Here is a 26,238-nt window from a genome sequence, read left to right on the forward strand (position 1 = left end):
TGACAAAATGGCATACACACCACAGTATGGTCCAGGGACTTCGATTGTGGCCCAGAACCGGCGCAACCAGATGAACCCCGAATACGACCTCCAGAAACTCCGTTCAGTTACTGATGAGGACGTCGTCCTTGTCCTTGGCCACCGCGCCCCTGGTGCGGCCTACCCGACGGCCCACCCGCCCCTGGCCGAGCAGCAGGAACCCGCAGACCCGATGCGCAAACTTGTCAAGCCGACCGATGGTGCCAAGGCTGGCGACCGCGTCAGGTACGTCCAGTTTGCAGACTCGATGTTCAACGCGCCCTCGCAGCCGTACCAGAGGACCTACGCCGAGATGTACCGCTTCCGTGCCATCGACCCCGGTACGCTCTCCGGCCGTCAGATCGTCGAGTGCCGCGAGCGCGACCTCGACCAGTACGCCAAGTTCCTCATCGAGACCGAGATGTTCGACCCGGCCACTGTGGGCATCCGCGGTGCGACCGTGCACGGCCACTCCCTCCGTCTCGCAGAGGACGGCATGATGTTCGACGCTCTCCAGCGCTGTGTTCTCGGCGAAGACGGCATCGTCCGCTACGTCAAGGACCAGGTCGGCGTCCTCCTCGACCGCCCGGTCGAAGTCGGCAAGCCGATGGACGAAGCCTGGCTCAAGGCGCACACCACCATGTTCCACTCACTCGTCGGGACCGGGTTCCGCGAGGACGAGGAATACATCGAATACATCCAGCGCATCCACACGCTGAGGACCAAGTACGGCTTCATGCCCAAAGAGGAGTGATTGCAATGGCAAAGATCGAGAGAGCACAGAAGCTTTTCCTCAAATCACTGAAAGAGAAGTTCCAGGGACAGGACGTCCAGTCCGAGAAGACCGAGTTCTACAAGTTTGACGGTGTTCGCCAGTCCCCGAGAAAGCGCGAGTTCATGGAAGCCACCAAGGCAATCGAAGCCAAGCGTGGCATCTCCATGTACGACCCCGAGCGCTGCCACCTTGGCGGTATCCCGATGGGTCAGCGCCAGTTGATGACCTACGAGGTCTCAGGCACCGGCACCTTCGTCGAGGGCGACGACCTGCACTTCGTCAACAACTCTGCGATGCAGCAGATGTGGGACGACATCCGCAGGACCGTTATCGTCGGCATGGACATGGCCCACGCCACCCTCCAGAAGAGGCTCGGCAAGGAAGTCACTCCTGAGACGATCAACGAGTACCTCCACACCCTCAACCACGCCATGCCGGGCGCAGCCGTGGTTCAGGAACACATGGTCGAGACCCACCCGGGCCTTGTCGACGACTGCTACGTCAAGGTCTTCACCGGTGACGACGACCTTGCCGACGACATCGAGCCCCAGTTCCTCATCAACATCGAGAAGCTCTTCCCGGCCGATCAGGCCGAGGAGTTGAAGGCCGAGGTCGGCAAGTCGATGTACCAGGCAATCCACATCCCGTCAATCGTCTCAAGGACGTGCGACGGTGGTACCACCTCCAGGTGGTCTGCGATGCAGATCGGTATGTCCTTCATCGCCGCGTACCGCATGTGCGCCGGTGAGGCAGCCGTCGCCGACCTTTCCTTCGCCGCAAAGCACGCCGGTGTCGTTCAGATGGGATCCATCCTTCCGGCCCGCCGTGCACGCGGTCCGAACGAGCCGGGCGGTATCAAGTTCGGTCTCTTCTCCGATATCGTTCAGGCGAACCGGAAGTACCCCAACGACCCCGCCAGGGCATCCCTCGAAGTCGTCGGCGCCGGTACCATGCTCTTCGACCAGATCTGGCTTGGTTCCTACATGTCCGGCGGTGTCGGGTTCACCCAGTACGCCACCGCGGCGTACACCGACAACATCCTCGACGAGTTCACCTACTACGGTATGGACTACCTCAAGGACAAGTACGGCTTCGACTACACCCAGCCTGGCCAGAACATGCTCACCCCGACCCAGGACATTGTCAACGACCTCGCCACCGAGGTTTCGCTCAATGCCATGGAGCAGTATGAGCAGTTCCCGACCATGATGGAGGACCACTTCGGCGGTTCCCAGCGTGCCGGTGTCATGGCCGCAGCCTGTGGTCTGACCTGTTCGATCAGTACCGGGAACTCCAACGCCGGTCTCAACGGCTGGTACCTCTCCATGCTCCTGCACAAGGACGCCTGGTCGAGGCTCGGGTTCTTCGGCTACGATCTTCAGGACCAGTGTGGTTCAGCCAACTCGCTCTCCATCGAGCCCGACCGTGGTCTGATGGGCGAACTCCGTGGCCCGAACTACCCGAACTACGCAATGAATGTCGGTCACCAGGGCGAGTACGCCGCTATCGTCGGCGGTGCCCACTACGGCCGCGGCGACGCCTTCTGCTACGCCCCGCTGGTCAAGATCACCTTCGCCGATCCCTCCCTCAAGTTCGACTTCGCCGAGCCGAGGAAGGAGTTCGCAAAGGGTGCAATCCGTGAGTTCGAGCCTGCAGGCGAGCGCTCACTCATCATCTCAGCCAGGAACTGAGACCCCACGACTTCTTTTTTTTCTGCACGTCCTTCAAATATTTGAAAGAGATGTCGTGATCTTCGAGCCACTCTTCCAGATTCTCTGCGTGTATGCGCCACATCACGCGGTTGTGTCCGGGGTGTGACATATCCATAGACAATAAACACCTTGGGGGCGCATTGGTGCGCCCCCTCTTCTGTCATGGGAGATGCAGGTGTGTTCGATCTCTTCTTCAAGTTCTTTCATCATAATCGGGGTCATATCCGTACTTCTCACCCCCCTGACGACCCGGCCCACAGTCCGGTGCGATAGGTCTATATGAGAGAGCGACAACTCGCCCTCGCTATGGTACGGGTCACGATTGAGAGGGAGGAGTGCACGAGTTGTGCACTCTGCTGGGAGACCTGCCCCGAGGTGTTTGAGGAGGGCCCTGACGGATTCGCGCAGATCATGGAGGAGTATCAGACCGACGGCCCGGAGGCCGGCAAGGTTCCAGGTGAGATGAAGGAGTGTGCGGTGGACGCCGCCGATGGGTGTCCGGTGGAGATCATCAAGGTCGGGGAGTGAGGAGGAGCCAAGTAGGGCCAAATATTCTGAGATATGGCATTTTATAACCTACAAATTTCCATTTTTTCAGAAAAGATCTCTGGATTCAGAACCCAAAAGTAGATATAAACAAATTTATTTTCCAAAATAACATGGTACTCTGTGAAATCGAGTCAGCCTTCGACACACGGACAGCGTACGCTTCTCATCATCTCTGCCATTGCCATCGCGGCCTTCATGTCCGCACTCGACGGCAGCATCGTGAACATCGCCCTCCCGACGATCTCGGAGGCCTTCGATATCTCGACCGGACTCGTCTCCTGGGTCTCGACGGCCTATCTGCTGGTGGTGACGAGCAGTCTCCTGATCTGCGGGAAGATCGCCGACATCCGGGGCCTCAAGAAGATCTTTCTCGTCGGGTTCATCGTCTTCACCCTGGGGTCGTTTCTCTGCGGCTTTCTGCCGGTCGCCCTCAACTCCTTCGGGGCGCTCATCGGCGCGAGGGTACTCCAGGCGATCGGCGGAGCGATGCTCGCCGCCATCGCTCCGGCAATGGTCAGCACCTTCATCCCCATCGAAGAGCGAGGACGGAGCATGGGCCTGGTGGTCACCTTCGCCTCCCTCGGTGCCGCGGCCGGGCCGTTCCTCGGCGGGCTCCTGACCGAGTTTCTCAGTTGGCACTGGATCTTCTTCATCAATGTCCCGGTCGGGATCGGTGCCGTCATCCTGGGCGCGCGGGTCCTCCCCGACCACCAGCCCGAGCCCGGACGGACGGTCGGGTTCGACGCACCCGGTGCGGCCTTCCTCTTCGCCGGGATGATGACCGGAGTCTTCGCCCTCAATATGGGAACCTCGATGGGCTTCACCTCGCCGCTGATCCTGCTGGCCGCAGCCGTTGCCCTGGTCTGTGCCGCCCTCTTCGTATACCACGAACGGCGCGTCGAAGACCCGCTCCTCGACCTCGACCTCTTCAGAGAGCGAAACTTCCTCTATGCAAACCTGGCGGTCACCCTGATCATGATCGCCTTTGCCGGGTCCGCCTTCCTCCTCCCCTTCTTCCTCGAATATGTCAAGGGGCTCCCGACCTTCTCGGCCGGGATGGTGATGACCGCCTTCTCCTTCGCCATGATGATCGGCGGGCCGGTGGCGGGGGCGCTCTTCAACCGCGTCGGAGGGCGGCGGCTCACCCTGGGAGGGGCGGCCCTGGCGGCCCTCGCGTTTGTCGTCCTCGCAGGCCTCCACCCCGACAGTTCAGTATTCATGGTCGCCGGGGCGCTCGGCCTCCTGGGCTTTGCGATCGGGCTCTATGTCGCCCCGAACAACACCATGGTGATGAACAAGGTTGGGGCTGAGAAGCGGGGGATGGTCTCAAGTCTCCTCAACACCGAGCGTTACGGCGGCCAGTCGCTGGGGATCGTCCTCTTCGAACTGGTGCTTATCCAGACCGTACTCTCGACCGTCTCCCATGCAGGCGTGACCTCATCCTCGCTCGCCTCCGTCACCATCGACCAGAAACTCGCGGTCCTCACGGCCGGGTTTGATATGGCCTTCTGGGTCGGGGCGGCGCTCGCCGTGCTGGCGCTGGGGTTCTCGTTCCTGGTGAAAGAAGACGAGGTGCCGGCCGAGGTGGCGGAAGAGACTCCTGCGGCGATTGGATAAAGCCATACAGGCACCGAAAATTCTTTTTTTAATCCGCTTGATACTGCCCCTCACGAGAAGGCCGTGGTGATCAGCACGATCGAGACGATGTACGCGATCGGGTAAAACCAGACCAGCACGCGGTCGAGGCGTTCGGCCACTTCTTTCTGCTCTTTGGTCGCGAGCCATTTGAGGTACAGATTGTAGACGACGGTGAGTCCGCTGACCACGAAGGTGGTGATCAGGACGGCGTCAAGGAAGGTGAGGTAGCCGAGACGCGGCAGGTCGCCGGCGATGGTGAAGTTAAAGGCGATGAAGAGAAGGAGGTTGGCGCTTGCCACGTCGGCGCGTTTGCTGTAGTCCTTGAGGAGGAAGGTGACCCACCCGAGCATGATCAGGATGAAGATGGGGACGAAGATCCTGAGGATATAATATTCAAGGTGCCGTTTCGCATCAAAGCCAAAGGAGAATCTGGAGTGGATCCGGTCCTGTTCAACGGTGTCAACCGCGGTCCAATGTTTGATGATGTACCACTCCTCCTCGCCGAGTTGCGTGCCGACGACGGTCTTGCCCTCCCAGTCGGCATACCTGAAGAACTCTTCGGGGTACAGGGCCTGAATCCTGATGTAGAAGGTCTGGACGTCAAAGGGATAGTCCTTGAAGTAAAAGTCGGGGGCCTGAAAGATCGTCCAGAAGCGCTCGAAGTAGGTCGCCGTCCCGTTGGGGGTGATGGTGATGAGCTGGTTCTGGGTCCACCGGTTCCCCTGCTGGTTGAAGAGAGTGAACTCAGGCCATCTCGTCCCTTCGGCCTTGACAAAGTCGTCGATGTCGCGGTAGATCTTGAAAGCAGAGCCTTCCTCTTCCGGGTCGAAGGCAAGCGCCGGGTCAGTCCACTGCATCCTGATGTTGGCGACGGCGGCGTAGTTCTCGGCCTTCTGGTCCACGTCGGTGATCTGGTCAAGTTCCACCGCAGCCCTTACCGTGATCGGATCCCTGATCACCTGCCTTCCCCCGGGAACGGCGGTGCCGTCCAGCACTTCGGGATCGTTGACCCCGACGAGGATCCTGAACTCACCTTCGCCCTCCCCCGCCTCCACACGGAGGTACAGATCCTCGGTCTCGTCGGCGGTGACCTGGTATGAGAGCGCTCCCCTGGTCCCATGGTCCAGGAAGTTCGCCGCCATCATAGGCTTCCCATCGACGCTCTCAAGGATGAGGACCGGTTTTAGATCCCCGGAGACGGTTTCCACGACGGCATGGATGGTGTCCTCAGCTTCAAGATCGTGGAGCGGGAAGAAGGTCCAGGTCCTGTTGGCGGTGAGATTGCCGGTCCGTTCCTCGACACCTTTCCCTGCCGGCGGCATCGCAGGGTCGGGGACGGCGACGACCGCGCCGGGTGTCGGTTCCGCCGTGCCGTTGAGCACGCCGGGGGCGTCGATCCCGACGAGAAGACTATACTCGCCGAAGGTCTCGGTCAAGGGAGAGGAGGTGATGATGAGGGGATAATCCCCGCCTTCCGGAACCATCCAGGTAAGGGCGGCGGCATGCCCTTCTCCGTTGTCATCGTCCCAGGCGAGGAAGAAGCGATCGGCGACCCTGGTGATCTCCGCGACCGGTTCTCCACCGCCCCTGACCCCGGTCTCGACCGCGGTCCAGAACTCCTCTCCAAGAGTGATGCGGTCGGTCTCAGGTGGGGCGATGGCGACGAAAGGGTCGAGGTTTCCTGAACTCCGGTTCACCCGCACCGAGACGGTCTCGCCGGGTTGCAGGTCGGGAAGGAGATAAACCACGCCCCCCTCTTCATAGATCTTGCCTTCGAGTGCCTGGACCTCTCCTGCAGATCCCGAGACCGGCACGAGCAGCAACAGGCATAAGGCCACGAGCAATACCCGGCAATCGATCAGAGAAACTTCCCCCTCTTTATCCCGGCAGCACCGGCGAGGCGATCCCCCGTCTCACCGGAGCGACTCTGCCCTGTACTGCAGAGGACGACATATAAGTCTTTCCCGGCCGTCTGGCATGGCGGCCAAAGAATCATCTTCTCTGTGGCACACCCCTTTCCGGTACCCTCATGCGCCTCAGAGCATGTTTTGCGGGGTCTGTACCCGCACCGTACCTCGATCTCCTCACCGGCCGCTATGATGTCGTCGGGGACGTCGCCGTCCTTTCGTTTCATCGCTTGCTTCAGGCATATGAGGCAGAGTTTGCTCGGGCGGCCATCGCACACAGAAAAAACATCAGGAAAGTTCTGAACCGGGTCTCGTATCATGGCTCTGTAGAATCTGGCATGGGCCGAAAGTACGCCTCAGACATACCGCATGAAATTCATTTCATAGGAAAACCTTGGTCACACTCCTCACTACATGGCGGCGGGCAGGAACATCGCTCCATCGCCGCCGCCCGACACGAGACTGTGGTGAAAAAAAATTCTCTGGTAGGGGCGGCACGTCGGATCGATCTGCCTTCCCGCTTCCTCACGCCGGGGGCGCTGCCCCCGGAACCCCGGGATGAAGATAGGGCCGGGAAGGCAGAGAGTGGATCATTCAGAAGATGTATCCGCAATCATTTTATCAGTCCAGAAGGTGTTTGGTGGATTCAATCCATCATGCAAACCAGGAGAGATTATTGTCCGGATCATTTTCATGGTAAACCCGAGGTCTGCCGATGGCTTGAGGAGAACACGGCACCGAACCATACGGGCGATCGTCCCCACTTCCATGGAGGGACGACGCCCCGTTGCGGCCCCACAGGACCGTCCATTTTTATACCTTCAAGAAGGCCGAAGAGATCTCCGGGTTCTCCAGAAGATATCAGGATATGGAATTTGAAATAGGCCCATACTGGAAGTGCGGAAACGTAGCGCCGGGCGTCTCCAGTTAAGTCTTCGATCTGGTGCGAAGACGAGAGCAACAGGGTATGAAGGTCCGGTCACCTGTCAGGGTGACAACAACTTTTTTTACCTCCTGATGGATAGAGGCCGCTGTAGCGGGGGGTATGAAATGAAGGCAAAACAGACTGTGAAAGTGAAACGTCTCGGCGTGGTCTCGTTGGGGCTCTTCTTTGCCGTTCTGATGGCACTCTATGCACTGATCATCGGGATCATGGTGTTCGTATTCGGCGACTTCGGCCAGGGTGCCGGGATGCTCCAGACTGTCGGGACCGGGATCGCCGGGATCCTCATCAGTGTGATCGTCTTTGCGATCGGCGGGTTCTTGGGCGGTGCGATCGCCGCGTTTGTCTACAACCTGGTCTTCGCCGCCACCGGGGGGATCGAGGTCGACCTCGAGATGGTGGACTGAAGAGCGATCACTTCATCGATTTTTTTTGAGAGAATATTTTTTTTAGATCTCCGGAGATGTGGATGGAGATGAGAGAGCGTGAACTCTCAGATGAATCGGAACGATCAGATGTACTTTCATATCATGCCCCTCCCTCCCTGAAATCGACTCATGCCTCAAAACTGGTAATAGACGTGATGAATAAATAGAACCTATGAAAGAAAAAATCAATTCTCTCCCCATAACGCTCTCCCTCCTCGGTATCGCGTGTGTCCTGCATTTCATCGGGAGCGAGTATTATTTCTTCGGTTCGGCGCCCACCGGATTCAGCATAGGTACGCTGGGTGTGATCATCGCTACGATGGGTGTGCTGCTCAGCGGATACCTGGCGTCGACCGAAGAGTGAACCGCTCGCTCCCGGTCTCAGCGTGATCGCTCCGTGGCACAGGGAGTCCGATCAGCATCATGCCTCTACTTCAACCCGGCGAGAGGACGGGTTCTGTTCCACAAGATGTCCGTCCTCTAGTGCATACACCCGGTCGGCGAGAGAGAGAAGGCCGGTCCGGTGCGTGATCAGGATCACCGTCCTGCCTGCCGCCAGTTCGGCAAGCGACTTCTGCAGTCTCTCTTCGGTCCCGGCGTCAAGAGACGACGTAGGTTCGTCCAGGATCAAGATCTGACTGTCTCTCAGAAACGCCCGCGCCACCGCGATCCGTTGCCGCTGCCCGGCCGAGAGTTGCGTCCCCCGCTCCCCGGCGACCGTCTCGTATCCCTCCGGAAATCCCAGGATCTCGGCGTGGATCTGTGCCTTCCGGGCGGCCTCGATCACTTCGTCTCTTCCTGCCTCAGGCCTTCCATACCTGACATTCTCTTCGATGGAGGTGTGGAAGAGGAAGGGATCCTGGGAGACGACAGAGACCTGACGGCGCACCCATCCGGGATCGAGTTCAATGAGATCATGCCCGTCAAGGACGATCATGCCGGACTGTGGAGTGAAGAATTTCAGGAGCAGGTTGATCAGCGTCGTCTTCCCGGCACCGGTCCTTCCGGTGAGGGCGACGACCTCGCCGGGCCCGACAGTGAAATTGACTCCATGCAGGACCGGCGCGCCGTCCACATATGAGAACGAGACATCCCTGAACTCGATCGTTCCTTTGATGGTCTCAGGAACGAACCCGCCGCTCCCCTGATCGGTCTCGGTTGCGGTCCCGAAAAGTTCCTGGAGCCGTTCGACCGAAGTGAGGACAGGTTGAAGGATGACCGGGAGAGAGAAAAATGTCTTTGACGCCGTTGAGAACGTCGCAATATACGCGATATATGCAACAAAGTCCCCGACCGTCATCGTCCCTGCAATGACGTCCTGCCCCCCGATCCAGAAGACGGCGAGAAGCATCATAAACTGGGTACCAAGGAGAAATTGGCTGGAAAACGAGTTGAGCATCGAATTTTTGATCCTCATCCTGATCACCCCTCTGAGAGTGTTCACGATACGTCCGACCTCTCGCTCTTCGGCAGTGTGGGTCTTGACCGTCTCGATGCCGGCGAGGATCTCCTGGAGATCCCTGGAGACATAGGCCCCTCTCTCCCGCTCCTGATAGGTGACGGCGCGTATCCTGCTGACAAAAATAAGATTGACCAGGAGGAAGAGAGGCGTAAAGATGATCATGATGAGGGTCAACCTGGCGCTGAGAGCATAGAGTATGAACACAGAAAAGGCGACATAAAAGAAACTGGAGAGGATCTGTGGGAGAAACTGGGAGAAGAGGAACTGCATGATCCCGACGTCCCCCGAGATCCGCGACATCAGGTATCCGGTCTGACCGGACTTGAAGTATGGGAGGGGAAACCTGAGCACATGGTCGAAGAGGTCGGTCTGGAGATGAAAGGTGTACTCCTCCCTGAACTTTACCAGGAGATAAGACTGAAGCAGCCCGAGGATTCCAATGGCAGCACCGAGGACAAGCATCGCCGCGACGAGGGCCGGGAGAGAGGAGCAGACCGCACTGAGCGATGTGTCCAGGAGTGAAGGGGCCTGTGCAGGTGAACTTTCACCGGAGACTCCCCCGGGCACCACGTAGTCGAGAAAGATCTTGCCCGAGAGGGGTACGAGTGTCCTCAATCCGACAAGGATAATTGTTAGGACAAGGCTGATCGCACCGATCTTCCAGACCGGTCTGAGGTAGCGGAAAAAGTAGAGGATATCCTGATATCTGAACTCGTTGCTGGTCTCTCGTGCAGGGGTAAAGATCTCCCTCACAAATGCGATGCCGTCCCGGATCTTCGCGGCGCCTTTCTGTCCCATACCCTCTACTTCTCTCATTGCCGGGACGGCAGTCGTCTCCGCCCGTAAACATCCACTGAGGCGATCAGGATCCGGTAGTCTCAGACGGTCTATCGCAGCCGCATTCCTCGAGTCCCTCCACCTTCCTGGTTTCAGGGAACACCCCGGCCCGCTCCGCTTCCTCGCAGAACCAGTATGGCGTCCAGAGGTCGCCATTCGTATAATAATTCTGTGCAAGGCAGCGTCCGAGGCACCGCCCCTTCATCAGGCAGCGCCCGCACACTCCGGTAAGGCCCTGCGGAAGTTTTTCCCTGATCTCGTTTAAGACCGGCGTCTGTTCCCAGACATCTGCGAGCCGGTCTCTTCCGGCACGCCCGAAGACCAGATCTGGCACGGTCTCACCGATCCCGCAGAGGGCATACGAACCGTTGGCGATCACGCCGAGGATCCAGCAGATCCCGCAGACACCACAGCCGTCACCATCACTCCCGAAGATCTGCCCGAGCGGTTTGAAGGCCGGGGGGTGGCCGTAGATGAGACGAATGTCGGTGCGGGACGCCAGTTCGTCCTCCACCCACCGCCCGAGAGTTACCAATTCTTTGATCCCCAGGGCCTCCCCCCGGGCATGCATTGTCTCCCCACGGGCCGTCGGTTGGAGGAGATTGAATTTCACCGATCCTGCGCCGAGAGATTCGGCAAGTCGCACCACCGCCTCAATCTGGTATTGGTTCCGTTGCATGACTGTCATGATCACCTGGGGCCTGAGACCGGCATCCGCAAGGTGCCTGACCCCCGCACATGCAGCCTCAAAACTCCCGGGAACGCCACGGACCCATTCATGCGTCGCCGCATCGGCACCGTCGATGCTCACCGAGACAAAGGCGCCCTTGCATGCCGCGATATCCTCTGCAATCTCAGAAGTCATCAGCGTCCCGTTAGTCTCGATGACAAGCCTGAGTTTTTCGTCCCTGACAACTCTCACGATGTCCGCAAACTGAGGATGGAGGAGGGGTTCGCCCCCGGTAAGTTTCACCGCAGTGAGGCCAAGCGGTTGTGCCTCCCTGATGATGGAGACAAAGAGATCGAAGGGGAGGAACGATGTAGCCGTGGTCGCGTTCAGGTACTCGGGCGCGATCCAGCAGTGGCGGCAGGCGAGGTTGCACTCGTCGGTGAGGTAGAAATAGAGTTGACTGAGACGATGCCCGGAGGATGGTTCTTCCCGCAGAGGTTCATTCATACTTCTTCCTCCGGTAGTCTCCCCCCGGCCGCCAGGAATCGCCGGAGGCAGGCGTCCGGGCTCGGATGATAGACGTCGCCCAGCAGGGTGGCGGCAAGGGCCGGGCAGTTGCCGGTGCAGTAGGGGATGTACGGACAGCCCTGGCAGAAGGAAAACTGATCCAGCGGGATCTCTCGCCGGCTCCGCATCCGCTGCATCTCGGGGTGAGTGCGCCAGATCTCCCCGAGATCGTCCCGATTGATCCGCCCGAGTTCGAGATGGCTGAGCAGAATGCAGGGGACGATCGCCCCATCGGCCCTGACGGCGATGGAACTCATGGTGCAGCCGCACCCCGTGAGGTGGCCGCCGCCGGACAGGGACGCACGCCCCTCTTTCCTCGCCTCCTCCATCATGGTCCAGTGTTTTGCCTCGGCGAGGGGGCCTGCGGTGGCCGAGATCCGTCCGTCATACTGCTGGTTCAGGCTGAGGAGTGTCGCCATGGCTGTGGTGCGGTCTTCAGGGGTGAGCTGGACAGCGTCGGTATGCTCCCGACATAGGCCAAAAAATGAGGCTGCATTGGTCGAGAAGGAAGGAAGACCGAGATCTTCAAGAAGAAACTTCGCGATTTCGTCGAGGTGGTCGACATTCTGACGATGTAATGTCACCCGCACCGAGACCGGGATCCCGTGTTCACGCAGATAGGAGATGCCCTCGAGTGCGCGGGCAAACGACCCTCTTCCCCTGCACGTGTCATGGACTTCCGGGGTCGAGCCGTCGATGGAAACCTGTATGCTGTTGCACCGTCCGGTACCGGCAAGAGAGGCCGCGAGGTCGTCGGTGATCAGCGTCCCGTTGGAGAGGATCGAGAAACGCATCCGGTTCTCCACGATCCCGTCCACCAGTGCGAAAAAGTCTGCCCGGCAGAAGGGTTCGCCGCCCTGGAGGGTGACGTCCATCACGGCGCACCGGTTCAGTTCCTCGAAAAATTGCAGCCACTCGCCGGTTGAGAGATCTCTGCCGGCGTCCCCGGCACTCGAAAAATGGCTGCAGTAGGTACACCTGAGGTTGCAGTGGTGGGTGATCGCAAGGTCGACCTTCCTGGGTGTGTGCATCACCCGCACCGTCGATTCATCCGGTTCCATGGGGTGTCACATCCTGCCCTGCAAATCCTTTTTCCACGAGTTCATCGATGAATGTCGTGATTTCAGCCGGCGACCCGGCAGGGACATCGGAAAAGGCTCCCCTGATCGATTCACAGATCTCTTCGATCGAGTTCTTCCCGTCCAGCAGTTTCCAGACCCATGCGCCGGTCGGGTTGAGGCCGTACGCCTCGCCGGTGTCGGGGTCGAAGAGGATCGCCCAGTCGTCGAATTCCTCCCTGAAGATGATCTGTGGGTTCTGAACCGGTTTTATATCAGCGTTGGTCATCGTGAATGAAATGTCCGGTATAATATATAACTGTTCATAATATCTGTATTAACCATCCGAAGGAGACGGAGCAGAGGGTATAATATCCTATATCCTATCCTGAAGGCCGCGATGATATGAGAATTCCCGGCACGCCGGGACAAAAGTTCTTTAGAATATCCATGAACCGGAGGCTCAAGCATATCGGATGAATAGACTCCCCATCCACTCACAGTGAAGATTGACGATGAGCATATCCCAGAAGTGTGTGGGAGATGAATCCTCGCCAGGATCAAACCCTTTCATTCCAGGAATTCTGAACGCATGGCTCTGTTGAATCGGGCATGAACCGGGAGTACGCTTCAAGCATACGCGTTTGAATAGTGTTCAGAACAGATCCCCGAGACCGGCGGGGGAAACACACCATCTCGCTGCCCCCCGGCGCGAGATGGCGGTGAAGACTCTACGATCGGGGCGGCCCATCTGATCGACGTGCCTTCCCACACACTCGCGCCGGGGGCGCTGCCCCCGGACCCCCAGTATGAAGATAGGGCTGAGAAGGCAAAATCAGCGAACATGAAGAGGGAGTTCCCGTTCGCCGTCTTATCTTGACGCGGGGGGACCGGGGGGCGGCTAGCCCCCCGCAGAGATAACCACCTAGAGGATTTCCACACAGCCAATCTTCGAGATCATTTTCATGGTAAACCCTCGATTCCTCTCCTCATGAGAGGGGGGTGATGGGAACAGAGCACCTCGACGCTCCCCGGCGCGAGAGGGCAGACGAGAATTCCTCGTCCTCCAGGGGGGGCGGGGCCCGTCTGATCATCACGCTACGAAGAGGGGAGAGTCTTACACCATCATCTTCCTTTATCTCCGGCAGAGGGGGAGGACGGGAGAGTTCCGGGATGAACTCGTTGTTATATCTCATTCATATCCATGAACTCATCCTGATCAGGAGGGGCTGCCGATGCAAGCGTCAGTGAAGTTAAGATACACAGGGTGTTTCAAGGGGTGCCGACAGGCCCACAAGAGCAAACTATATATGTAGAGTCAGCCCAGGGAAGGGCCGATGACGGGGGAATATGAAGCACCGCAGTTGATCGATCTGAGCACCCAGGCACAGGTCGGGTACGGACAACCGGACTGCTCTGATGGCACTTCAGCCCTAGGATACTGCGCCGATGGAGGCCAAGCAAATGGGTATTGCCAAACCGGATCCGCGGCAAATGGAGAGTGCACCGTCGGACAACAAGTACAACCATAGACTCGATCCGGTTTCCAGGGTGGAACAATAGATACATCCTGATACTCAGGGGGGGACGGCGAGAGAGTTCGGGGATGACCTCGTTGTTATATCTCACTCATATCCATGACCTCATCCTGATCAGGAGGGGCGGCCGATGCAAGCGTCAGTGAAGTTGAGATACACAGGGCGTTTCAAGGAGTGCCGGCAGGCCTTAAGGGCAAACTATATATATGGAGTCACCTCAGGAAGGGCCGATGACGGGGGAATATGAAGCACCGCAGTTGATCGATCTGAGCACCCTGACGCCGATCGGATATGGGCAATGTCAAGACGGCAGTGGTGATGGAACAAACTGTCAGGATGGCACTCAAGCCGGAGGAGGCGACTGTCAGGATGGCACTGGCGTTGGACCATGACTGGATTGCCGGCAACACCTTCTGATAAAACTGAACAGGCGGCCGTTCTCGATAAACCGTGAACGGGACACTATTATAACGCCACGGGCCAGGGCGTGGGGGGACGTTTCAGGATCCGACCTCTCACTCCCCGGCCAGTTCAGGAACAGTAGATGAGATCGTACATTACGAGAGCAGGTGTGGTGCCTATTGCCCGGAGATGAGTCGTACCTGTTCACCCTCGCCGACGGGCGGGAGTGGATCTTTTCCGCAGAAGCGGGATGTGCAGACTGGCTTGATACCTTTGCCACGATCCTCGGACTTGAGGCCGGCACGCCCGGCGGCACCGCTTCGGAACTGCGGTTCATCGATAGATCTCCCACGCCGTACGAGAGGGGAGACGGGTGGGAATGCCAGCACCTGAATCCTCTCAGGATCTGGTCTCACCCCGAACGCCCTTTCCGGTACCTGGAGTGCCCCGGCACCGGGGAAAACAGCGTGAATGACGCCATCATGATGTCTGAAGCGATCTCATGCTTCAACGCAATCCATTTTTCCAGTGGTGCGCTCCCCCTGCATGCCACCCTCCTCGCAAAGGAGGGGAAGGCGGTTGCCATCGCCGCTCCGGGCGGGACCGGAAAGTCCACCTGCGCCGCACGGGTGCCGCCACCCTGGACAGCCCTCGCCGACGACATGGCCCTGGTGATCAGGGACGGTGCCATGAAGTTCCACGCCCATCCCCTTCCCACCTGGAGCGAGATCTTCATGCACGGAAACACTGGTCTCAGGTGGGAAGCGGGACGGCATGTCCCGCTGGAGGCGATCTATTTTCTCGAACAGGCCGACCATGACGGAGCAACCCCGCTCGGAGAAGGGGAAGCGGCGATCTCAACCTATGCCTCTTCCATACAGATCTCTCATATTCATCTCTCTCGCCTTGATCCTGCGGCCGCGCGGGACGCACGACGGCACCTCTTCGAGAACGCGTGCACCTTCGCAGAGAATGTTCCGGCTTTCCGTCTCCGTGCAACGCGTCACGGCCGGTTCTGGGAGGAGATCGAGCGCTCAATGGAATCTCCCGGAGGGAGGTGAGCGGACGGAGAGGACCTCAAGCATGCTCCCCGACCGGCCCGGCTTCATCACCTATGTCGGGCCGAGCATGTACCCGACGCTCAGGGCCCTCGACCTCCTCAACTATCGTCCCTATGATGCCAGGCGCGGGATCAGGAGAGGTGACGTGGTCCTCTTCAGGCCCCCCGGAGAGGATCGGATCGTCATCCACCGCGTCGTTGCGGTCACTCCCCGCGGGATATGCACTCATGGCGACAACAATCTCTCGGGCGACCCCTATCTTCTCACCGGTGATGCCGTTCTCGGACGAGTTTACTCTGCACAACGGGGAAGAAGAAAGGTGACGGTCCACGGCGGCGCTGTCGGAGAGTGCCAGGGCAGTGTCTTCAGGTTTCGCCGCCGTGCGGTGCATCTCCTCGGTGTTGTCCTGCGATGGCCCCGTGGCCTCCTTACCGGGAGATCTCCGGTGCAGATCCCTTTCCTCAGGGTCGTCGCCTTCAGACGAACCGGGGGTACCGAGTTGCATCTTTTCCTTGCCGGGCGGCCGATCGGACACCTGCCTGCCGGGGAGAAGCGCTGGCGGATCAGGTGGCCGTTCGGGCTCTTCGTCAATGAAGAGGCGCTCCCGCGGTTGATCTCAGATAAAGATCAGGGGATACGGCCATGAACCGCCGTGCCGGAACCGTGCCGTCGGCCGAGGCGATCCGGGAACTCCACAGCATATACTCTCTCTGTGGCGTGCCGAGGAACGATCTCCTCTCTGTCTCTGACGATCTCCTCCTCTATCTCTCTTCGATCCTGCGGAATGAAGAGGCTTCTCCACCGGAATGCAGCCCGGAGGCATGGCGACTTCTCCTCCGCCGTCTGTCTCCGCACTGGGTGACTCCGGTCCTGTACGGTTACCTCAGGTCGTGGGACCAGGCATGCCTCCCACCTGCAAAGGTCATGGAGACCGTACGCCGCGACTATCTCATCGGTAAGGTCCGTTCGGTCCAGATGGACCGGCAACTCGGTGAGATCCTCACCACAGCAGAGGACCATGGGATCCGGATACTGATATTGAAGGGACCCGCTCTTGCCAGGTCGGTCTACCCTGACCCCGCAATGCGGGGCGGGGGTGATCTCGACGTGCTGGTCTACCCCGACCAGGTGGAAGAGACCGAGAACCTTCTCGGGGCTCTCGGGTACCGGTGCGATGATAGATTCTTTGCGGTCTCCAAAAATTATTATCATGAAGAGACATTTCTCCCGGACAAAAAAGATCTCGGGAATTTAGCAGTCGAGATCCACTGGCGGTGTGCCCCGTCGCTGGGTTTTGTCCCTGCAGTCCCACCGGAGGAACTCTTCTCACGGGCCGTAACCGTCCATACCGATCAGTTCACCTTTGAGACTCTGGCACCGGTTGACGCTCTCCTCCATACGGCGCTGCATATGATCTTTGGCCATACCTCGAGCATCCGTCTCACCTGGATCCATGACATCGCCCTGCTTGCTCGCCAACTCAGGGTACCGGAAGAGTGGTCGGTTCTCAGGTCAGCAAGTCGGGTATGGGGAGCACGGAATACCGTCGAGGTCGCCCTCACCATGGCACAGGCCTGGACCGGCCTCACCCTCCCGCAAGGATTTGACGACTTCGATCTATGGCCGGCGCCGTCTGAGGAGGAGGTGGCGATCTGGCCCGACCTCCTGAAAAAAGATGCGTCACTCCGCACCTCTCTCAAACTCAAACTCTCGGTGCTGCCCGACAGAAGGGAGAGGGTCTCTATGTTGGGTTATTTTGCTGGCCGGAAGTTGAAACATCGATTCAGGTGATCCAGATCGGTCCGGCCCGGTCGGCACCCCCTCATCTCACCGCCACCCGACCCGTCACACTCATGCTGATATACCAGAACCACCATAGGCCCCCGCCGGGGTGAGATAGTTGAGAAGACCAACGGCATGTTTGATAGTATGGTGCCTGGCAGGGCTGACGATATGTGGCGTCTCCGCCATGGCCCCGCCGGCATGGATCGGGCCGGGAACGACCGTAACCTACGAGGCCGCACTGACGCCGTACTATGCGATCGACTCCGACGATCCCCTGGAGAGGTGGGTGCATTATGAAGGGACCGGAGTGTACGCCTTCTGGATCGACAGGGTCATGGAACGTGACGAGACCGGGTATTCAGGAGACTCGACGGTGATCAGCGCCTTCGATGGCAGCACCATGGTGGAGGGCGAGTGGTCGTATCAGGCGGGAGATCCGGGCATGGGCCTGTTCTGGGTTGATCTCGACGGCGTCGCCTTCAGTGCGGAGAACCTTGTCGCGGAAGGGCCGATGGAGGTCGCCGGAGAGATATGGGACGCTCAGGCCTATTATTATGCATCGATCGGAAACACCTTCGACGTACGGTTCATCGTCGATAAAGAGAGCGGCCTCCTCCTCAGCAAGACCGAAGGGCTGACCGGTGCGGATGGCCGGATGCAACGGGCGATCTATGTCCTGCAGTCAATCGAAAACCCGCAGCCAGGGATGGGTAGGCCTGAGAACACCACCTCATGTCAGGAATGAGAAGAGACTGACTGATCCGCAGACCCTGTGGTCATCCATCCGTAAAACTTTTTATGACACAGAACGTGATTTCGGAGACAACTGAAGGGCGTGTTCATGCCCTTTTTCTCGATCTACCTACCATAAAGCCCCCCAATATGCGATCCTTTTTTGTGAAACCTCTTCAAAGGCTTACGGGTTCTCTCGTGAAGTCCAGCACAAGGGCCGGCATCCCGTGAACAGTCCTGAGATCGCACCGGCCGCCACAGCGGGCGAACCGTCGCTGGCAGGCCCGGAGATGCGGCCAGTCGCCATGGAGAACACTGGACTGAACAGCAAGGGAAACCATTTCGCCGGTCCCGGTGGCGGAAACAGCGATCTTTTCCGCTCCCGCGGCAGTGAGACCCTCTATCACCGCGGTGAGCCCGTCACAGAGTCTTTCCGGGCGAGTCCGCACCACAAGGGAGTCGGCGTCGTGGACAAAAGAGATGCGGACCTCTTCAAAGAGGGGGAGGTGGGCGATTCTCTGTGCAAGCGCGGACCTGAACGCGTCCTCGTCCTCAGCCGCGGCGAGAAGCGCCTCATCGAGATGTGAGGAATCGGAGAGGCGCCCGACAAACTCCGCCATCAGCGGGACGACGTCGACCGGCACCGCGGCGTCGGGAGGGTCGAAGGCGCAAACCGTATGCAGGCAATCGGTGAGCAGGCGAGAGGCCCGGCGCACCAGCGAGGTATCCGCGGCCGGGTCGTCGAGCCCCCGCCCGAAGGCTCCTTCGATCTTTGCCGCGACCTGCACCGCTTTGAGGACGAACTGAATGTCAATCTTACCACCCTCCCTGAACTCTGTGGCAAAAGCGTCGAAGTCCGTGAGAAATGCATCGATCATATCGGACTCGATGAGATGCTGGTACCGCTCCGCCTCCTCCACCTCGCCGAGGGCCTCAAGATAATAGGAGAGGTAATAGATCCTGCCCGAGATGATCGGAAACAACCGGTTTGCCTCGGCAAGCATGTCCTGCGCGTATTCGACCGACTCGCGCAGTCGATCGTTGTCGAAGTTCCCGATCGCCTTCATGCACTCCAGGTCGTCCTCAAGTTTCCCGAGGGCACGGAGGGTGTCGGGCACCGTGATCTCTCTCCCGTGCCCGTTCCAGCAGAGAGTGATCCCGCCGGCGGTCAGGATCCGGCGGACCTCTCCAGCCGAGGTGAGCAGGGCATCGGGGTTCCAGCCGTGGAGCCCTGCGACTCCAGGGTTTGCCGAGAAGAGGAGGTCGCCGAGGAAGAGGTGTTCGCCGACCCTTATGCAGACCGAGTCGGGGCTATGCCCGGGGGTGGCGTAGACTGAGATCAGGTTTCCCGACGGGAAGGTGAGGCGGTCTGCCGGGACGGCGGCATGCTCCTCATGTTCAAGGACGATCGTCTCGCCGTTTCCGAGAGACACCTCGCGTCCATCCCCATTATGGAGGCGTACATCAACCCGGAGGGGCTCGATCTCCCACTTGAAGATATCGGCGACGGTCTGCGATTCGTCTCCCGACTCAAGCGCTTCCGCCCCCTCGGCATGGGCAAAGACGACGACGCCTTTCTCCTCGATCCACGACCGGCGCCTGATCGCCTGAAGACAGTGATCGAGATGACAATGGGTGATGAAGAGACAGACCGGACGGGGGCGTGCTGCAGTGAGGGCCTCGACCGTCGAGATAATCGTCTCCATCTGTGTTTCATCCGCGCCGGTGTCGATGATGACGATCTCGCGCTCTGTTGCGATCAGATAGGCGTTCGAACAGCAGACATCCGGTTTCCTTGTCAGGGGAAGGATGCGTGCCCCATCTGTCCCCGGGATCTCCCGCCAGTCATTTTCTGCCATCAACGCATGCAACTCCTCTGATCTTTTGTTGCTCCAGATAAACAGCGCGGTGCGGGCATATATGCCTGCCTTTCTTGTTCCGGCGCCGTCAAAAGATGCGCTATTTTAATCTGATAACTACCAGAAGCGGGGCGGCGAAACAGGGGAAAACCAAAGGGTGGCGATTGAACCGTATCTTCCGGATGCCCTGTCGCAAGGAGAGAGATCCCTCCACACTCTGAAGCACTGCTCAGAACAATGTTCATCACGTATGCTTGAACCCAAGGTTCATGCCCATTCTACAGAACCAGACCCCCTAGACTTTTGGGATAGACGCTCTTTCAAAACATCACATAGACAATTCATAATTCTTATAATTCAGAAAAGTGCCCTGAACCAAGAGACAATGGCTGAAAAATATTATAATAAAATATATATCCTACCACATCTGTGTTTGATACATCCTATTGCAACCATTTCCCCCTCCCTCAGGACACTGAAATGGTAGATATATAGGAGAGGTGTCTTTGATGAAAAAACAAACATACGAATCACCACGATTGATCGATCTCAGGGCACATGAGAAGACGATGGGATACGGTTCCCACTGCACCGGGGGGAGTGCACCCGCTGCTGTAAGATGTGACGACGGCTCATATGCCGTCGCATGTCAAAACGGCGGAGATGTAGGTCAAAATTAATTTCAGGATATACCCGTATAGATCTGATTGAACAAGGAACGACAAGCAACAGATCCTATCCATTCCTCATGTACCGGAATCCGGGATTGAGACGGGCATACCCCCGGGAAATAGCAGAAAGATCGTGAAAGGGATCAATAGCGGTGAGCATGTCCTGGAGTGAACATATCACATGGTATCCTTTCACTCTCGCGGACGAGAGTGAGTGGGCATTCGGGGCAGAGGACGAACTTTCAGACTGGATGGCCCGATTCGCAGCGGTCCTGAAACTCGAAGAAGGCCCTACAACCAACACAAGAAAGATTTTCTTCAGGCAAGACCCTCCCTACTCGCCGGGCTGGATCACTCAGGAACTCAGACATCTCAGAGTCTGGTCCCATGCCGACTGGCCCGGACATATCATCCAGATCCCCCCCGGGCAGGAGGAGAATCCTTCAGTCGATTTCTTCAGGATGAGAGAGGCGATCGGTTTTCTCTGCACCGAACTTCTCTCTTCAGGTGCACTCCCCCTGCATGCCGCACTCCTCTCCCGCGAGAACCACGGCATCGTGATCGCCGCCCCTGGCGGGACAGGGAAATCCACCTGTGCCGCACGAGCTCCTCCGCCCTGGCGTGCACTCGGTGACGATATGACACTCGTCGTCAGGGACATGAACGGTGCATATCACGCACATCCTCTTCCCACCTGGAGTGACATTACAGTGCGAGGGTACACCGAGTGGAGTTGGGATCTGAGGAAGAGCCAACCCCTCAGAGGGGTGTATTTCCTGGAGCAAGCCGATCAAGACGGAATGGTCCCGGTCGGGCAGGGAGAAGCAACCGCAGGAATCACAGCCTCGGCCATCCAGATTATCCAACTCTACCTGTGGCATATCGATACGCCCATCGCCCGGAGATTCAGAGCGGATATCTTTGCAAATGCATCAAATCTCGTCTGTAAAGTCCCTGCGTTCCGTCTCAGTGCCACGCGTCATGGCCGGTTCTGGGAGGAGATCGAGCGCTCGATGGCATCTTCCGGTGGGAGGTGAGCGGACGGAGCGACCCTCACACATCTTTCCGAACAGACCCGGCCTCATCACCTATGTCGGGCCGAGCATGTACCCGACGCTCAGGACCCTTGACATCATCCGCTACCGCCCCTATGATGCAGGCTGCAGGATGCGGAGAGGTGACGTGATCCTCTTCCGGCCTCCAGGACGCAATCGGATCGTCATCCACCGCGTCGTTGCAGTCACTCATGAAGGAATACGCACCCAGGGCGACAACAATCTCTCATGCGACCCCTATCTCCTCACCTGCGATGCCGTTCTCGGACGCGTCCTCTCCGCACATAGGGAAGGGAGAGAAATAGCGGTCCGCGGCGGCGCGGCAGGGTGGTGCCGCGGCAGCGCCCTCCGTCTGCGACGCCGTGCGGTACACACCCTCGCCGTTGCCCTGCGACACCCTTGCGACGCTCTTGCCGGGAGATGCCCGATACAGATTCCTTTCCTCCGGGTCGCCGCCTTCAAGCGAACTCGCGGCACCGAACTGCACCTTCTCCTTGCCGGGCGATCGATCGGACGTCTCCCGACCGGGGAGAGGCGCTGGCTGATCAGGCGACCGTTCGGGCTCATCGTGAATGAAGAGGCGCTCCCGAGACCAAAACCAGAGGGGAACCATGAGTAACCATGCCGGTGTCCCGGACTCGACAACGGCTATCAGAGAAACTCACAACACATACTGGCTCTGTGGGAAGCCGAGAAACGATCTCCTCTCGGCGCCGGACGCACTCCTCCTCTACCTCTCTTCGGTCCTGCGGAATGAAGAGATCCCTCCACCGGAATGCAGCCTCGAAGCATGGCGGCTTCTTCTCCGAAGCCTGTACCCGCACTGGGTAACACCGATCCTGTATGGGTATCTCAGGTCATGGGACCGGGCACATCTCCCACCTGCGGAGGTCATGGAGATCATACGCCGCGAATATCTCATCGGCAAGGTCCGTTCGGTCCAGATGGACCAGCAACTTGGTGAGATCCTGACCGCAGCAGAGGACCACGGGATCAGGATGTTGATACTGAAAGGCCCCGCCCTCGCCAGATCGATCTACTCTGACCCCGCGATGCGGGGCGGGTGTGATCTCGATCTGCTGGTCTGCCCCGATCAGGTGGAAGAGACAGAGGATCTTCTCGTGGCTCTCGGGTACCGGTGCAATAATAGAACATTTGCAGTCTCAAAGAATTTTTATCATGAAGAGATGTTTCTCCCGGACAAAAATGATTCTGGATGTTTAGCGGTCGAGATCCACTGGCGGTGCGCTCCCTCGGCGGGGTTCGTCACTGCTGTTCCACCTGAGGAACTCTTCTCACGGGCTGTAACCATCAGCACCGATAAACTCACCTTTGAAACCATGGCGCCGGTTGACGCTCTCCTCCATACAGCACTGCACATGGTCTTTGGCCACACCAGGAACATCCGCCTCACCTGGATACATGACATCGCCCTCCTCGCAGGCCAGCTCAGGATCCCGGAGGACTGGGCGGCGGTGAGGGACGCGAGTGCTACGTGGGGTGCACGGAATGCCGTCGAAGTCGGTCTCACGATGGCGGAGGTCTGGACCGGCCTCACTCTCCCGCAAGGATTCGATGACTTCGATCTCTGGCCTTCGCCATCCGAGAGGGAGGCGACGATCTGGCCCGATCTCCTGAGAAGAGACGAATCGATTCCTTCCTCTCTGAAACTCAGTCTCTCGGCGCTGCCTGACAGAAGAGAGAAGATCCATATGCTGAGGTATCTTGCCGGCCGTACGTTGAAGAATCTCTTCTGGTGATCCGGGCACGGGCCTGTTCTGGATTAAACTCGACGGTGTTGCCTTCAGTGCGGAGACCTCTGTTGCGGAAGGGTCGATGGAGCACGCCGGGGAGCGGGATCGTTCCCAACCTGCTTTCACTTTTACCCTGGTTTTCACTGACATACACTCAGGAAGTGTCACCATACGGGCGGACATTAGGGGCGCGATTGCCGATCCCGGCCTTTTCACCCCAATCTTCTCCGTCATGTTCACCAGGATCCCGATCGCGCACACACCCACCCCGAGACCCCGACGGATCAGATCTGCTCTGTGCCCCCCCATTTTGGTGTAACATAGTACTCTGAGAGAGAGAGATCTCTCTTCTCTCTCTAGAATATGCATTCTGAGCCTCTTCATCCGTTCCCTTTGTGTTCACTTTTCCAGTGTAACTCCGGTGAAAACAGGGTGAAAAGGTGTCATTGTTCGGGGGGTCGGGGTCGAACCAGACATGCACGCCTCCACTCCACTGGGGATACGCCGCCAGGTCGGGGTGACCGGCGGCACCGCTGAAGAGAAGGAGGGAGAGAGAGTATAAAAAGGAAAGGGGATTTGTCCGAAAGTGGGAACGTCGGTGTCTCGCGAGATGGTGGCGGTCAGGCGAGATTGTCGTAATAATCCGACTCTGTTGAATCGGGCATGAACCCTGGGTTCCCCATACGTGATGGACCGGCAGAGGACGGGAACCCCCTCTGAACGATTCCCCGCTCGCCTTCCCACCCTATCGCAATCCCGGGGGTTCCGGGGGCAGCGCCCCCGGCGCGTATGATGAGGGAAGGCACGGCGATCAGAAGGGCCGCCCCGCCAGAAGAACGAGAAACTTTATCCTGCTCTCTCGCGCCGGGGGGAGACCCCCCGGACCCCCCACGACGAAGATAGGGGTCGGGCGGCAGAGCACCCGGTGAAAGGATAGAAGAAGGCGAGGAATGGATGTTCACGCCACGAGGAGAGGAGAGTTTTACACCATCATCTTTCTTTATCTCTGGCAGAGGGGGAAGCCAGGAGAGTTTTGGGATGACCTCATGAAATGAATTTCATGCGGTATGCCTGAGGAGTGCTTTCGCCTCATGAGCGATTCTACAGAGCTGATATTTTATTTCAGCCTCACGGATCCTTCACCCCTGCTGTTCAAGGTTGGCGGCGCAAGAGGTGAGAGTGCCGTTCGCAAGTCCACGGGCGATGGAGCGGTCTGCATACTCGTTCTTAACGATATGAAAAGAGCGACCTGATCGCGTTGGCGCGGATTTCATACACATGCCTTCAGTCAGGGCAGGAAAAGCGTTCGGGATTTGGACCCAAAATCAGAGTGCTGCCATGGGGATTCGAACCCCAGTCGTCGGCGTGAAAGGCCGACATGATTGGCCACTACACTATGGCAGCAGAAGTGCTATACTATGTATTCCGATCCTGGTACTTAAATTTTCGGGCCATCGCCGACCGTCGCCGCCTCTCCCTCCCACAATATTCAAATAATCGCATGGCCACAGACGCATGCGCGAGAGAGGGGGAGTGAAAGAAATGAGTTTTGCAAGTCCGGTCTCTGTGGTCCACCCAAAGATTGTGGCCATCGAGAAGATCGTCGGCAAGAGGGTGAAAAACGCCCTGGGCGAAGACCTCGGCGAGGTCCATCACCTGATGGTGGACGTGCCCTCAGGTTCGATCATCTTTGCCGTCCTCTCCTCAGGGGGGATCATGGGCCTGGGAGAGAAACTGTACCCCGTGCCCTGGCAGGCACTCACCGAAAAAGAGGACGACTATCTCCTGAAGATCAGGAAAGAAACCATGGAGACCGCACCAAGTTTTGATCACAACCACTGGCCAAAGGCCGACGACCTCTCATGGTTCGAGCGGGTCTTCAGGTTCTACGACTACAGCCCGCCCTGGGAGATCGAGATCAAATAAAAAAGAAGAAGGGATCCGATCAGTAGATCGGGGTCCCTTCGTTCCCGGTGATGGTGGAGAAACCGGCCATCAACTGTTTGGTGATCGGGCCGGGGGTACCGGTTCCGATGGTCCGGCCGTCGATGGTGACGATCGGACCGAGTTCTGCCGCCGTGCCGGTGACAAAAACCTCGTCGGCGGTGTAGAGATCGAAGTACCCGACATCGCGTTCCATGACCGTGAGCCCGAGCGATGCCGCGGCTTCGAGGACGACATGCCTGGTGACGCCCCGCAGGTTATTGAGGGTGTGCGGGGTGATGAGGACACCGTTCTTGACCAGGAAGAGGTTGTCTCCCGACCCCTCGGTGATGTTGCCGTGGGTGTCAAGGAAGATCGCCTCGTCGCCGCCCTTGTAGTTGGCCTCGATCTTGGCAAGGATATTGTTGAGATAGTTGAGGCTCTTGACATTCGGCGGGAGAGCGTCGGCGGCGTTCCTGCGAACCGAAACGGTGATCGCGGTCAGGCCCTTCTCGTAGAGATCGCCGTACATCGCGCCCCACCCGGTGGCGATGATGATCACCGTCGGGGTGGCGCACTTGCGCGGGTCGAGGCCCAGGTCGCCCTTGCCGCGGGTGACGATCGGTCTGATGTAGGCGTCCTTGAGGTTGTTCCTGCGCAGGGTCTCAAGGAGCGCCTCCTTGAACTCGTCCCTGGTGATGGGAACCTCAAGGTCGATCGTCTTGGCCGAGTCATAGAGCCGGTCGATGTGCTCGTCCAGTCTGAAGACCCGTCCGTCATAGGCCCGGATCCCCTCGAAGACACCGTCGCCGTACAGCAGGCCGTGGTCGAAGACCGAGACCTTTGCCTCTTCCTCGGGGACAAACTCACCGTTGAGGTAAATGATCATGAATG

The 26,238-nt window shown here is 58.6% G+C and carries 24 protein-coding genes and 1 tRNA gene; 16 read left to right on the top strand and 9 right to left on the bottom strand.

Annotated elements, in window-relative coordinates; translation table 11 throughout:
• Nucleotides 1-7 precede the first annotated feature (7 nt).
• The 4 genes from mcrG (at nucleotide 8) to RJ40_RS03835 (ending at nucleotide 4,671) form a co-directional block, all read left to right on the top strand.
• Nucleotides 8-772 (top strand): coenzyme-B sulfoethylthiotransferase subunit gamma, encoded by a 765-nt coding sequence (mcrG, locus tag RJ40_RS03820; RefSeq protein WP_265582030.1) that lies wholly within the window; start codon nucleotides 8-10, stop codon nucleotides 770-772.
• Nucleotides 773-777: 5 nt separating this feature from the next.
• Nucleotides 778-2,484, top strand: coding sequence for a coenzyme-B sulfoethylthiotransferase subunit alpha (gene mcrA / locus RJ40_RS03825; RefSeq protein WP_265582032.1), 1,707 nt, complete (start codon nucleotides 778-780; stop codon nucleotides 2,482-2,484).
• 300 nt (nucleotides 2,485-2,784) lie between these two features.
• The gene (locus RJ40_RS03830) at nucleotides 2,785-3,033 is read left to right on the top strand and encodes a ferredoxin (protein WP_265582033.1); all 249 of its coding nucleotides are present in this window, start codon (nucleotides 2,785-2,787) and stop codon (nucleotides 3,031-3,033) included.
• A gap of 141 nt (nucleotides 3,034-3,174) precedes the next feature.
• The gene (locus RJ40_RS03835; RefSeq protein ID WP_265582034.1) at nucleotides 3,175-4,671 is read left to right on the top strand and encodes an MFS transporter; all 1,497 of its coding nucleotides are present in this window, start codon (nucleotides 3,175-3,177) and stop codon (nucleotides 4,669-4,671) included.
• A gap of 50 nt (nucleotides 4,672-4,721) precedes the next feature.
• On the opposite strand, the gene RJ40_RS03840 is transcribed toward RJ40_RS03835, so the two are convergent.
• The gene (locus tag RJ40_RS03840) at nucleotides 4,722-6,530 is read right to left on the bottom strand and encodes a ligand-gated ion channel (protein WP_265582035.1); all 1,809 of its coding nucleotides are present in this window, start codon (nucleotides 6,528-6,530) and stop codon (nucleotides 4,722-4,724) included.
• Nucleotides 6,531-6,550: 20 nt separating this feature from the next.
• Complete coding sequence (locus tag RJ40_RS03845) at nucleotides 6,551-6,826, bottom strand: hypothetical protein (RefSeq protein WP_265582036.1); 276 nt, start codon at nucleotides 6,824-6,826, stop codon at nucleotides 6,551-6,553.
• Between RJ40_RS03845 and RJ40_RS13070 the strand changes: the two genes are divergently transcribed.
• The 3 genes from RJ40_RS13070 to RJ40_RS03855 all read left to right on the top strand — a co-directional run bounded on the left by RJ40_RS13070 (nucleotide 6,722) and on the right by RJ40_RS03855 (nucleotide 8,334).
• The gene (locus RJ40_RS13070) at nucleotides 6,722-7,483 is read left to right on the top strand and encodes a hypothetical protein (RefSeq protein WP_449405521.1); all 762 of its coding nucleotides are present in this window, start codon (nucleotides 6,722-6,724) and stop codon (nucleotides 7,481-7,483) included. The genes RJ40_RS03845 and RJ40_RS13070 overlap by 105 nt on opposite strands.
• 166 nt (nucleotides 7,484-7,649) lie before the next feature.
• Complete coding sequence (locus tag RJ40_RS03850; RefSeq protein WP_265582037.1) at nucleotides 7,650-7,949, top strand: hypothetical protein; 300 nt, start codon at nucleotides 7,650-7,652, stop codon at nucleotides 7,947-7,949.
• A gap of 193 nt (nucleotides 7,950-8,142) precedes the next feature.
• Nucleotides 8,143-8,334, top strand: coding sequence for a hypothetical protein (locus tag RJ40_RS03855; RefSeq protein WP_265582038.1), 192 nt, complete (start codon nucleotides 8,143-8,145; stop codon nucleotides 8,332-8,334).
• A gap of 57 nt (nucleotides 8,335-8,391) precedes the next feature.
• Here RJ40_RS03855 and RJ40_RS03860 read toward each other — a convergent pair whose 3' ends face one another.
• The 4 genes from RJ40_RS03860 to scmD form a co-directional block, all read right to left on the bottom strand.
• Entirely contained in the window at nucleotides 8,392-10,230 is a 1,839-nt protein-coding gene (locus RJ40_RS03860; protein ID WP_265582039.1) for an ABC transporter ATP-binding protein, read from the bottom strand.
• Between the two features lie 64 nt (nucleotides 10,231-10,294).
• Complete coding sequence (gene scmF / locus RJ40_RS03865; RefSeq protein ID WP_265582040.1) at nucleotides 10,295-11,446, bottom strand: SynChlorMet cassette radical SAM/SPASM protein ScmF; 1,152 nt, start codon at nucleotides 11,444-11,446, stop codon at nucleotides 10,295-10,297.
• A complete protein-coding gene (gene scmE / locus RJ40_RS03870) occupies nucleotides 11,443-12,567 on the bottom strand; it encodes a SynChlorMet cassette radical SAM/SPASM protein ScmE (protein ID WP_265582041.1) in 1,125 nt (374 codons plus the stop codon). The genes scmF and scmE overlap by 4 nt, the downstream gene beginning before the upstream one ends.
• Nucleotides 12,554-12,853, bottom strand: a complete 300-nt coding sequence (scmD, locus tag RJ40_RS03875) for a SynChlorMet cassette protein ScmD (protein ID WP_265582042.1) — start codon at nucleotides 12,851-12,853, stop codon at nucleotides 12,554-12,556. The genes scmE and scmD overlap by 14 nt, the downstream gene beginning before the upstream one ends.
• Nucleotides 12,854-14,393: 1,540 nt before the next feature.
• On the opposite strand from scmD, the gene RJ40_RS03880 reads away from it, so the two are divergent.
• The 5 genes from RJ40_RS03880 (at nucleotide 14,394) to RJ40_RS03900 (ending at nucleotide 18,095) form a co-directional block, all read left to right on the top strand.
• The gene (locus tag RJ40_RS03880) at nucleotides 14,394-14,519 is read left to right on the top strand and encodes a hypothetical protein (RefSeq protein WP_265582043.1); all 126 of its coding nucleotides are present in this window, start codon (nucleotides 14,394-14,396) and stop codon (nucleotides 14,517-14,519) included.
• Between the two features lie 164 nt (nucleotides 14,520-14,683).
• Nucleotides 14,684-15,565, top strand: coding sequence for a SynChlorMet cassette protein ScmC (gene scmC / locus RJ40_RS03885; protein ID WP_265582044.1), 882 nt, complete (start codon nucleotides 14,684-14,686; stop codon nucleotides 15,563-15,565).
• A 22-nt stretch (nucleotides 15,566-15,587) separates the two neighbouring features.
• Nucleotides 15,588-16,211 carry a S24/S26 family peptidase gene (locus RJ40_RS03890; RefSeq protein WP_265582045.1) on the top strand — a complete coding sequence of 208 codons (624 nt, stop codon included), beginning with the start codon at nucleotides 15,588-15,590 and terminating at the stop codon, nucleotides 16,209-16,211.
• Nucleotides 16,208-17,356 (top strand): nucleotidyltransferase domain-containing protein, encoded by a 1,149-nt coding sequence (locus RJ40_RS03895; protein ID WP_265582046.1) that lies wholly within the window; start codon nucleotides 16,208-16,210, stop codon nucleotides 17,354-17,356. The genes RJ40_RS03890 and RJ40_RS03895 overlap by 4 nt, the downstream gene beginning before the upstream one ends.
• 109 nt (nucleotides 17,357-17,465) lie before the next feature.
• Nucleotides 17,466-18,095 carry a hypothetical protein gene (locus tag RJ40_RS03900; protein WP_265582047.1) on the top strand — a complete coding sequence of 210 codons (630 nt, stop codon included), beginning with the start codon at nucleotides 17,466-17,468 and terminating at the stop codon, nucleotides 18,093-18,095.
• Nucleotides 18,096-18,258: 163 nt separating this feature from the next.
• Here RJ40_RS03900 and RJ40_RS03905 read toward each other — a convergent pair whose 3' ends face one another.
• A complete protein-coding gene (locus tag RJ40_RS03905) occupies nucleotides 18,259-19,941 on the bottom strand; it encodes an MBL fold metallo-hydrolase (RefSeq protein WP_265582048.1) in 1,683 nt (560 codons plus the stop codon).
• An 829-nt stretch (nucleotides 19,942-20,770) separates the two neighbouring features.
• On the opposite strand from RJ40_RS03905, the gene scmC (RJ40_RS03910) reads away from it, so the two are divergent.
• Genes scmC (RJ40_RS03910) through RJ40_RS03920 form a run of 3 tightly spaced genes read left to right on the top strand, consistent with a single transcriptional unit; the run spans nucleotide 20,771 to nucleotide 23,427 of the window.
• Entirely contained in the window at nucleotides 20,771-21,649 is an 879-nt protein-coding gene (gene scmC, locus RJ40_RS03910) for a SynChlorMet cassette protein ScmC (protein ID WP_265582049.1), read from the top strand.
• Nucleotides 21,594-22,286: a signal peptidase I gene (locus RJ40_RS03915; RefSeq protein ID WP_265582050.1), complete on the top strand. Its 693-nt coding sequence runs from the start codon at nucleotides 21,594-21,596 to the stop codon at nucleotides 22,284-22,286. Before scmC (RJ40_RS03910) ends, RJ40_RS03915 begins: the two co-directional genes overlap by 56 nt.
• On the top strand, nucleotides 22,279-23,427 hold the full coding sequence (locus RJ40_RS03920; RefSeq protein WP_265582051.1) for a nucleotidyltransferase domain-containing protein: 1,149 nt from the start codon (nucleotides 22,279-22,281) through the stop codon (nucleotides 23,425-23,427). The genes RJ40_RS03915 and RJ40_RS03920 overlap by 8 nt, the downstream gene beginning before the upstream one ends.
• A 1,325-nt stretch (nucleotides 23,428-24,752) precedes the next feature.
• Here RJ40_RS03920 and RJ40_RS03925 read toward each other — a convergent pair.
• A tRNA-Glu gene (locus RJ40_RS03925) sits at nucleotides 24,753-24,825 on the bottom strand.
• 138 nt (nucleotides 24,826-24,963) lie between these two features.
• Between RJ40_RS03925 and RJ40_RS03930 the strand changes: the two genes are divergently transcribed.
• A complete protein-coding gene (locus RJ40_RS03930) occupies nucleotides 24,964-25,347 on the top strand; it encodes a PRC-barrel domain-containing protein (RefSeq protein WP_265582052.1) in 384 nt (127 codons plus the stop codon).
• Nucleotides 25,348-25,366: 19 nt separating this feature from the next.
• Here RJ40_RS03930 and ilvE read toward each other — a convergent pair whose 3' ends face one another.
• Nucleotides 25,367-26,233 (bottom strand): branched-chain-amino-acid transaminase, encoded by an 867-nt coding sequence (gene ilvE, locus RJ40_RS03935; protein WP_265582053.1) that lies wholly within the window; start codon nucleotides 26,231-26,233, stop codon nucleotides 25,367-25,369.
• Between the last annotated feature and the right edge of the window lie 5 nt (nucleotides 26,234-26,238).

Origin of the sequence: Methanofollis aquaemaris (assembly GCF_017357525.1) — an archaeon.
Lineage (GTDB): Archaea > Halobacteriota > Methanomicrobia > Methanomicrobiales > Methanofollaceae > Methanofollis > Methanofollis aquaemaris.

What these genes read in the sequence shown, in the direction of transcription:
- mcrG (WP_265582030.1), top strand. Translation starts at nt 8, where the DNA reads ATGGCATACACACCACAGTATGGTCCAGGGACTTCGATTGTGGCCCAG.
- mcrA (WP_265582032.1), top strand. Translation starts at nt 778, where the DNA reads ATGGCAAAGATCGAGAGAGCACAGAAGCTTTTCCTCAAATCACTGAAA.
- RJ40_RS03830 (WP_265582033.1), top strand. Translation starts at nt 2,785, where the DNA reads ATGAGAGAGCGACAACTCGCCCTCGCTATGGTACGGGTCACGATTGAG.
- RJ40_RS13070 (WP_449405521.1), top strand. Translation starts at nt 6,722, where the DNA reads ATGCGCCTCAGAGCATGTTTTGCGGGGTCTGTACCCGCACCGTACCTC.
- RJ40_RS03845 (WP_265582036.1), bottom strand. Translation starts at nt 6,826, where the DNA reads ATGAAACGAAAGGACGGCGACGTCCCCGACGACATCATAGCGGCCGGT.
- RJ40_RS03850 (WP_265582037.1), top strand. Translation starts at nt 7,650, where the DNA reads ATGAAGGCAAAACAGACTGTGAAAGTGAAACGTCTCGGCGTGGTCTCG.
- RJ40_RS03855 (WP_265582038.1), top strand. Translation starts at nt 8,143, where the DNA reads ATGAAAGAAAAAATCAATTCTCTCCCCATAACGCTCTCCCTCCTCGGT.
- RJ40_RS03860 (WP_265582039.1), bottom strand. Translation starts at nt 10,230, where the DNA reads ATGGGACAGAAAGGCGCCGCGAAGATCCGGGACGGCATCGCATTTGTG.
- scmF (WP_265582040.1), bottom strand. Translation starts at nt 11,446, where the DNA reads ATGAATGAACCTCTGCGGGAAGAACCATCCTCCGGGCATCGTCTCAGT.
- scmE (WP_265582041.1), bottom strand. Translation starts at nt 12,567, where the DNA reads ATGGAACCGGATGAATCGACGGTGCGGGTGATGCACACACCCAGGAAG.
- scmD (WP_265582042.1), bottom strand. Translation starts at nt 12,853, where the DNA reads ATGACCAACGCTGATATAAAACCGGTTCAGAACCCACAGATCATCTTC.
- RJ40_RS03880 (WP_265582043.1), top strand. Translation starts at nt 14,394, where the DNA reads ATGGGCAATGTCAAGACGGCAGTGGTGATGGAACAAACTGTCAGGATG.
- RJ40_RS03890 (WP_265582045.1), top strand. Translation starts at nt 15,588, where the DNA reads ATGCTCCCCGACCGGCCCGGCTTCATCACCTATGTCGGGCCGAGCATG.
- RJ40_RS03895 (WP_265582046.1), top strand. Translation starts at nt 16,208, where the DNA reads ATGAACCGCCGTGCCGGAACCGTGCCGTCGGCCGAGGCGATCCGGGAA.
- RJ40_RS03905 (WP_265582048.1), bottom strand. Translation starts at nt 19,941, where the DNA reads ATGGCAGAAAATGACTGGCGGGAGATCCCGGGGACAGATGGGGCACGC.
- scmC (WP_265582049.1), top strand. Translation starts at nt 20,771, where the DNA reads ATGTCCTGGAGTGAACATATCACATGGTATCCTTTCACTCTCGCGGAC.
- RJ40_RS03915 (WP_265582050.1), top strand. Translation starts at nt 21,594, where the DNA reads ATGGCCGGTTCTGGGAGGAGATCGAGCGCTCGATGGCATCTTCCGGTG.
- RJ40_RS03920 (WP_265582051.1), top strand. Translation starts at nt 22,279, where the DNA reads ATGAGTAACCATGCCGGTGTCCCGGACTCGACAACGGCTATCAGAGAA.
- RJ40_RS03930 (WP_265582052.1), top strand. Translation starts at nt 24,964, where the DNA reads ATGAGTTTTGCAAGTCCGGTCTCTGTGGTCCACCCAAAGATTGTGGCC.
- ilvE (WP_265582053.1), bottom strand. Translation starts at nt 26,233, where the DNA reads ATGATCATTTACCTCAACGGTGAGTTTGTCCCCGAGGAAGAGGCAAAG.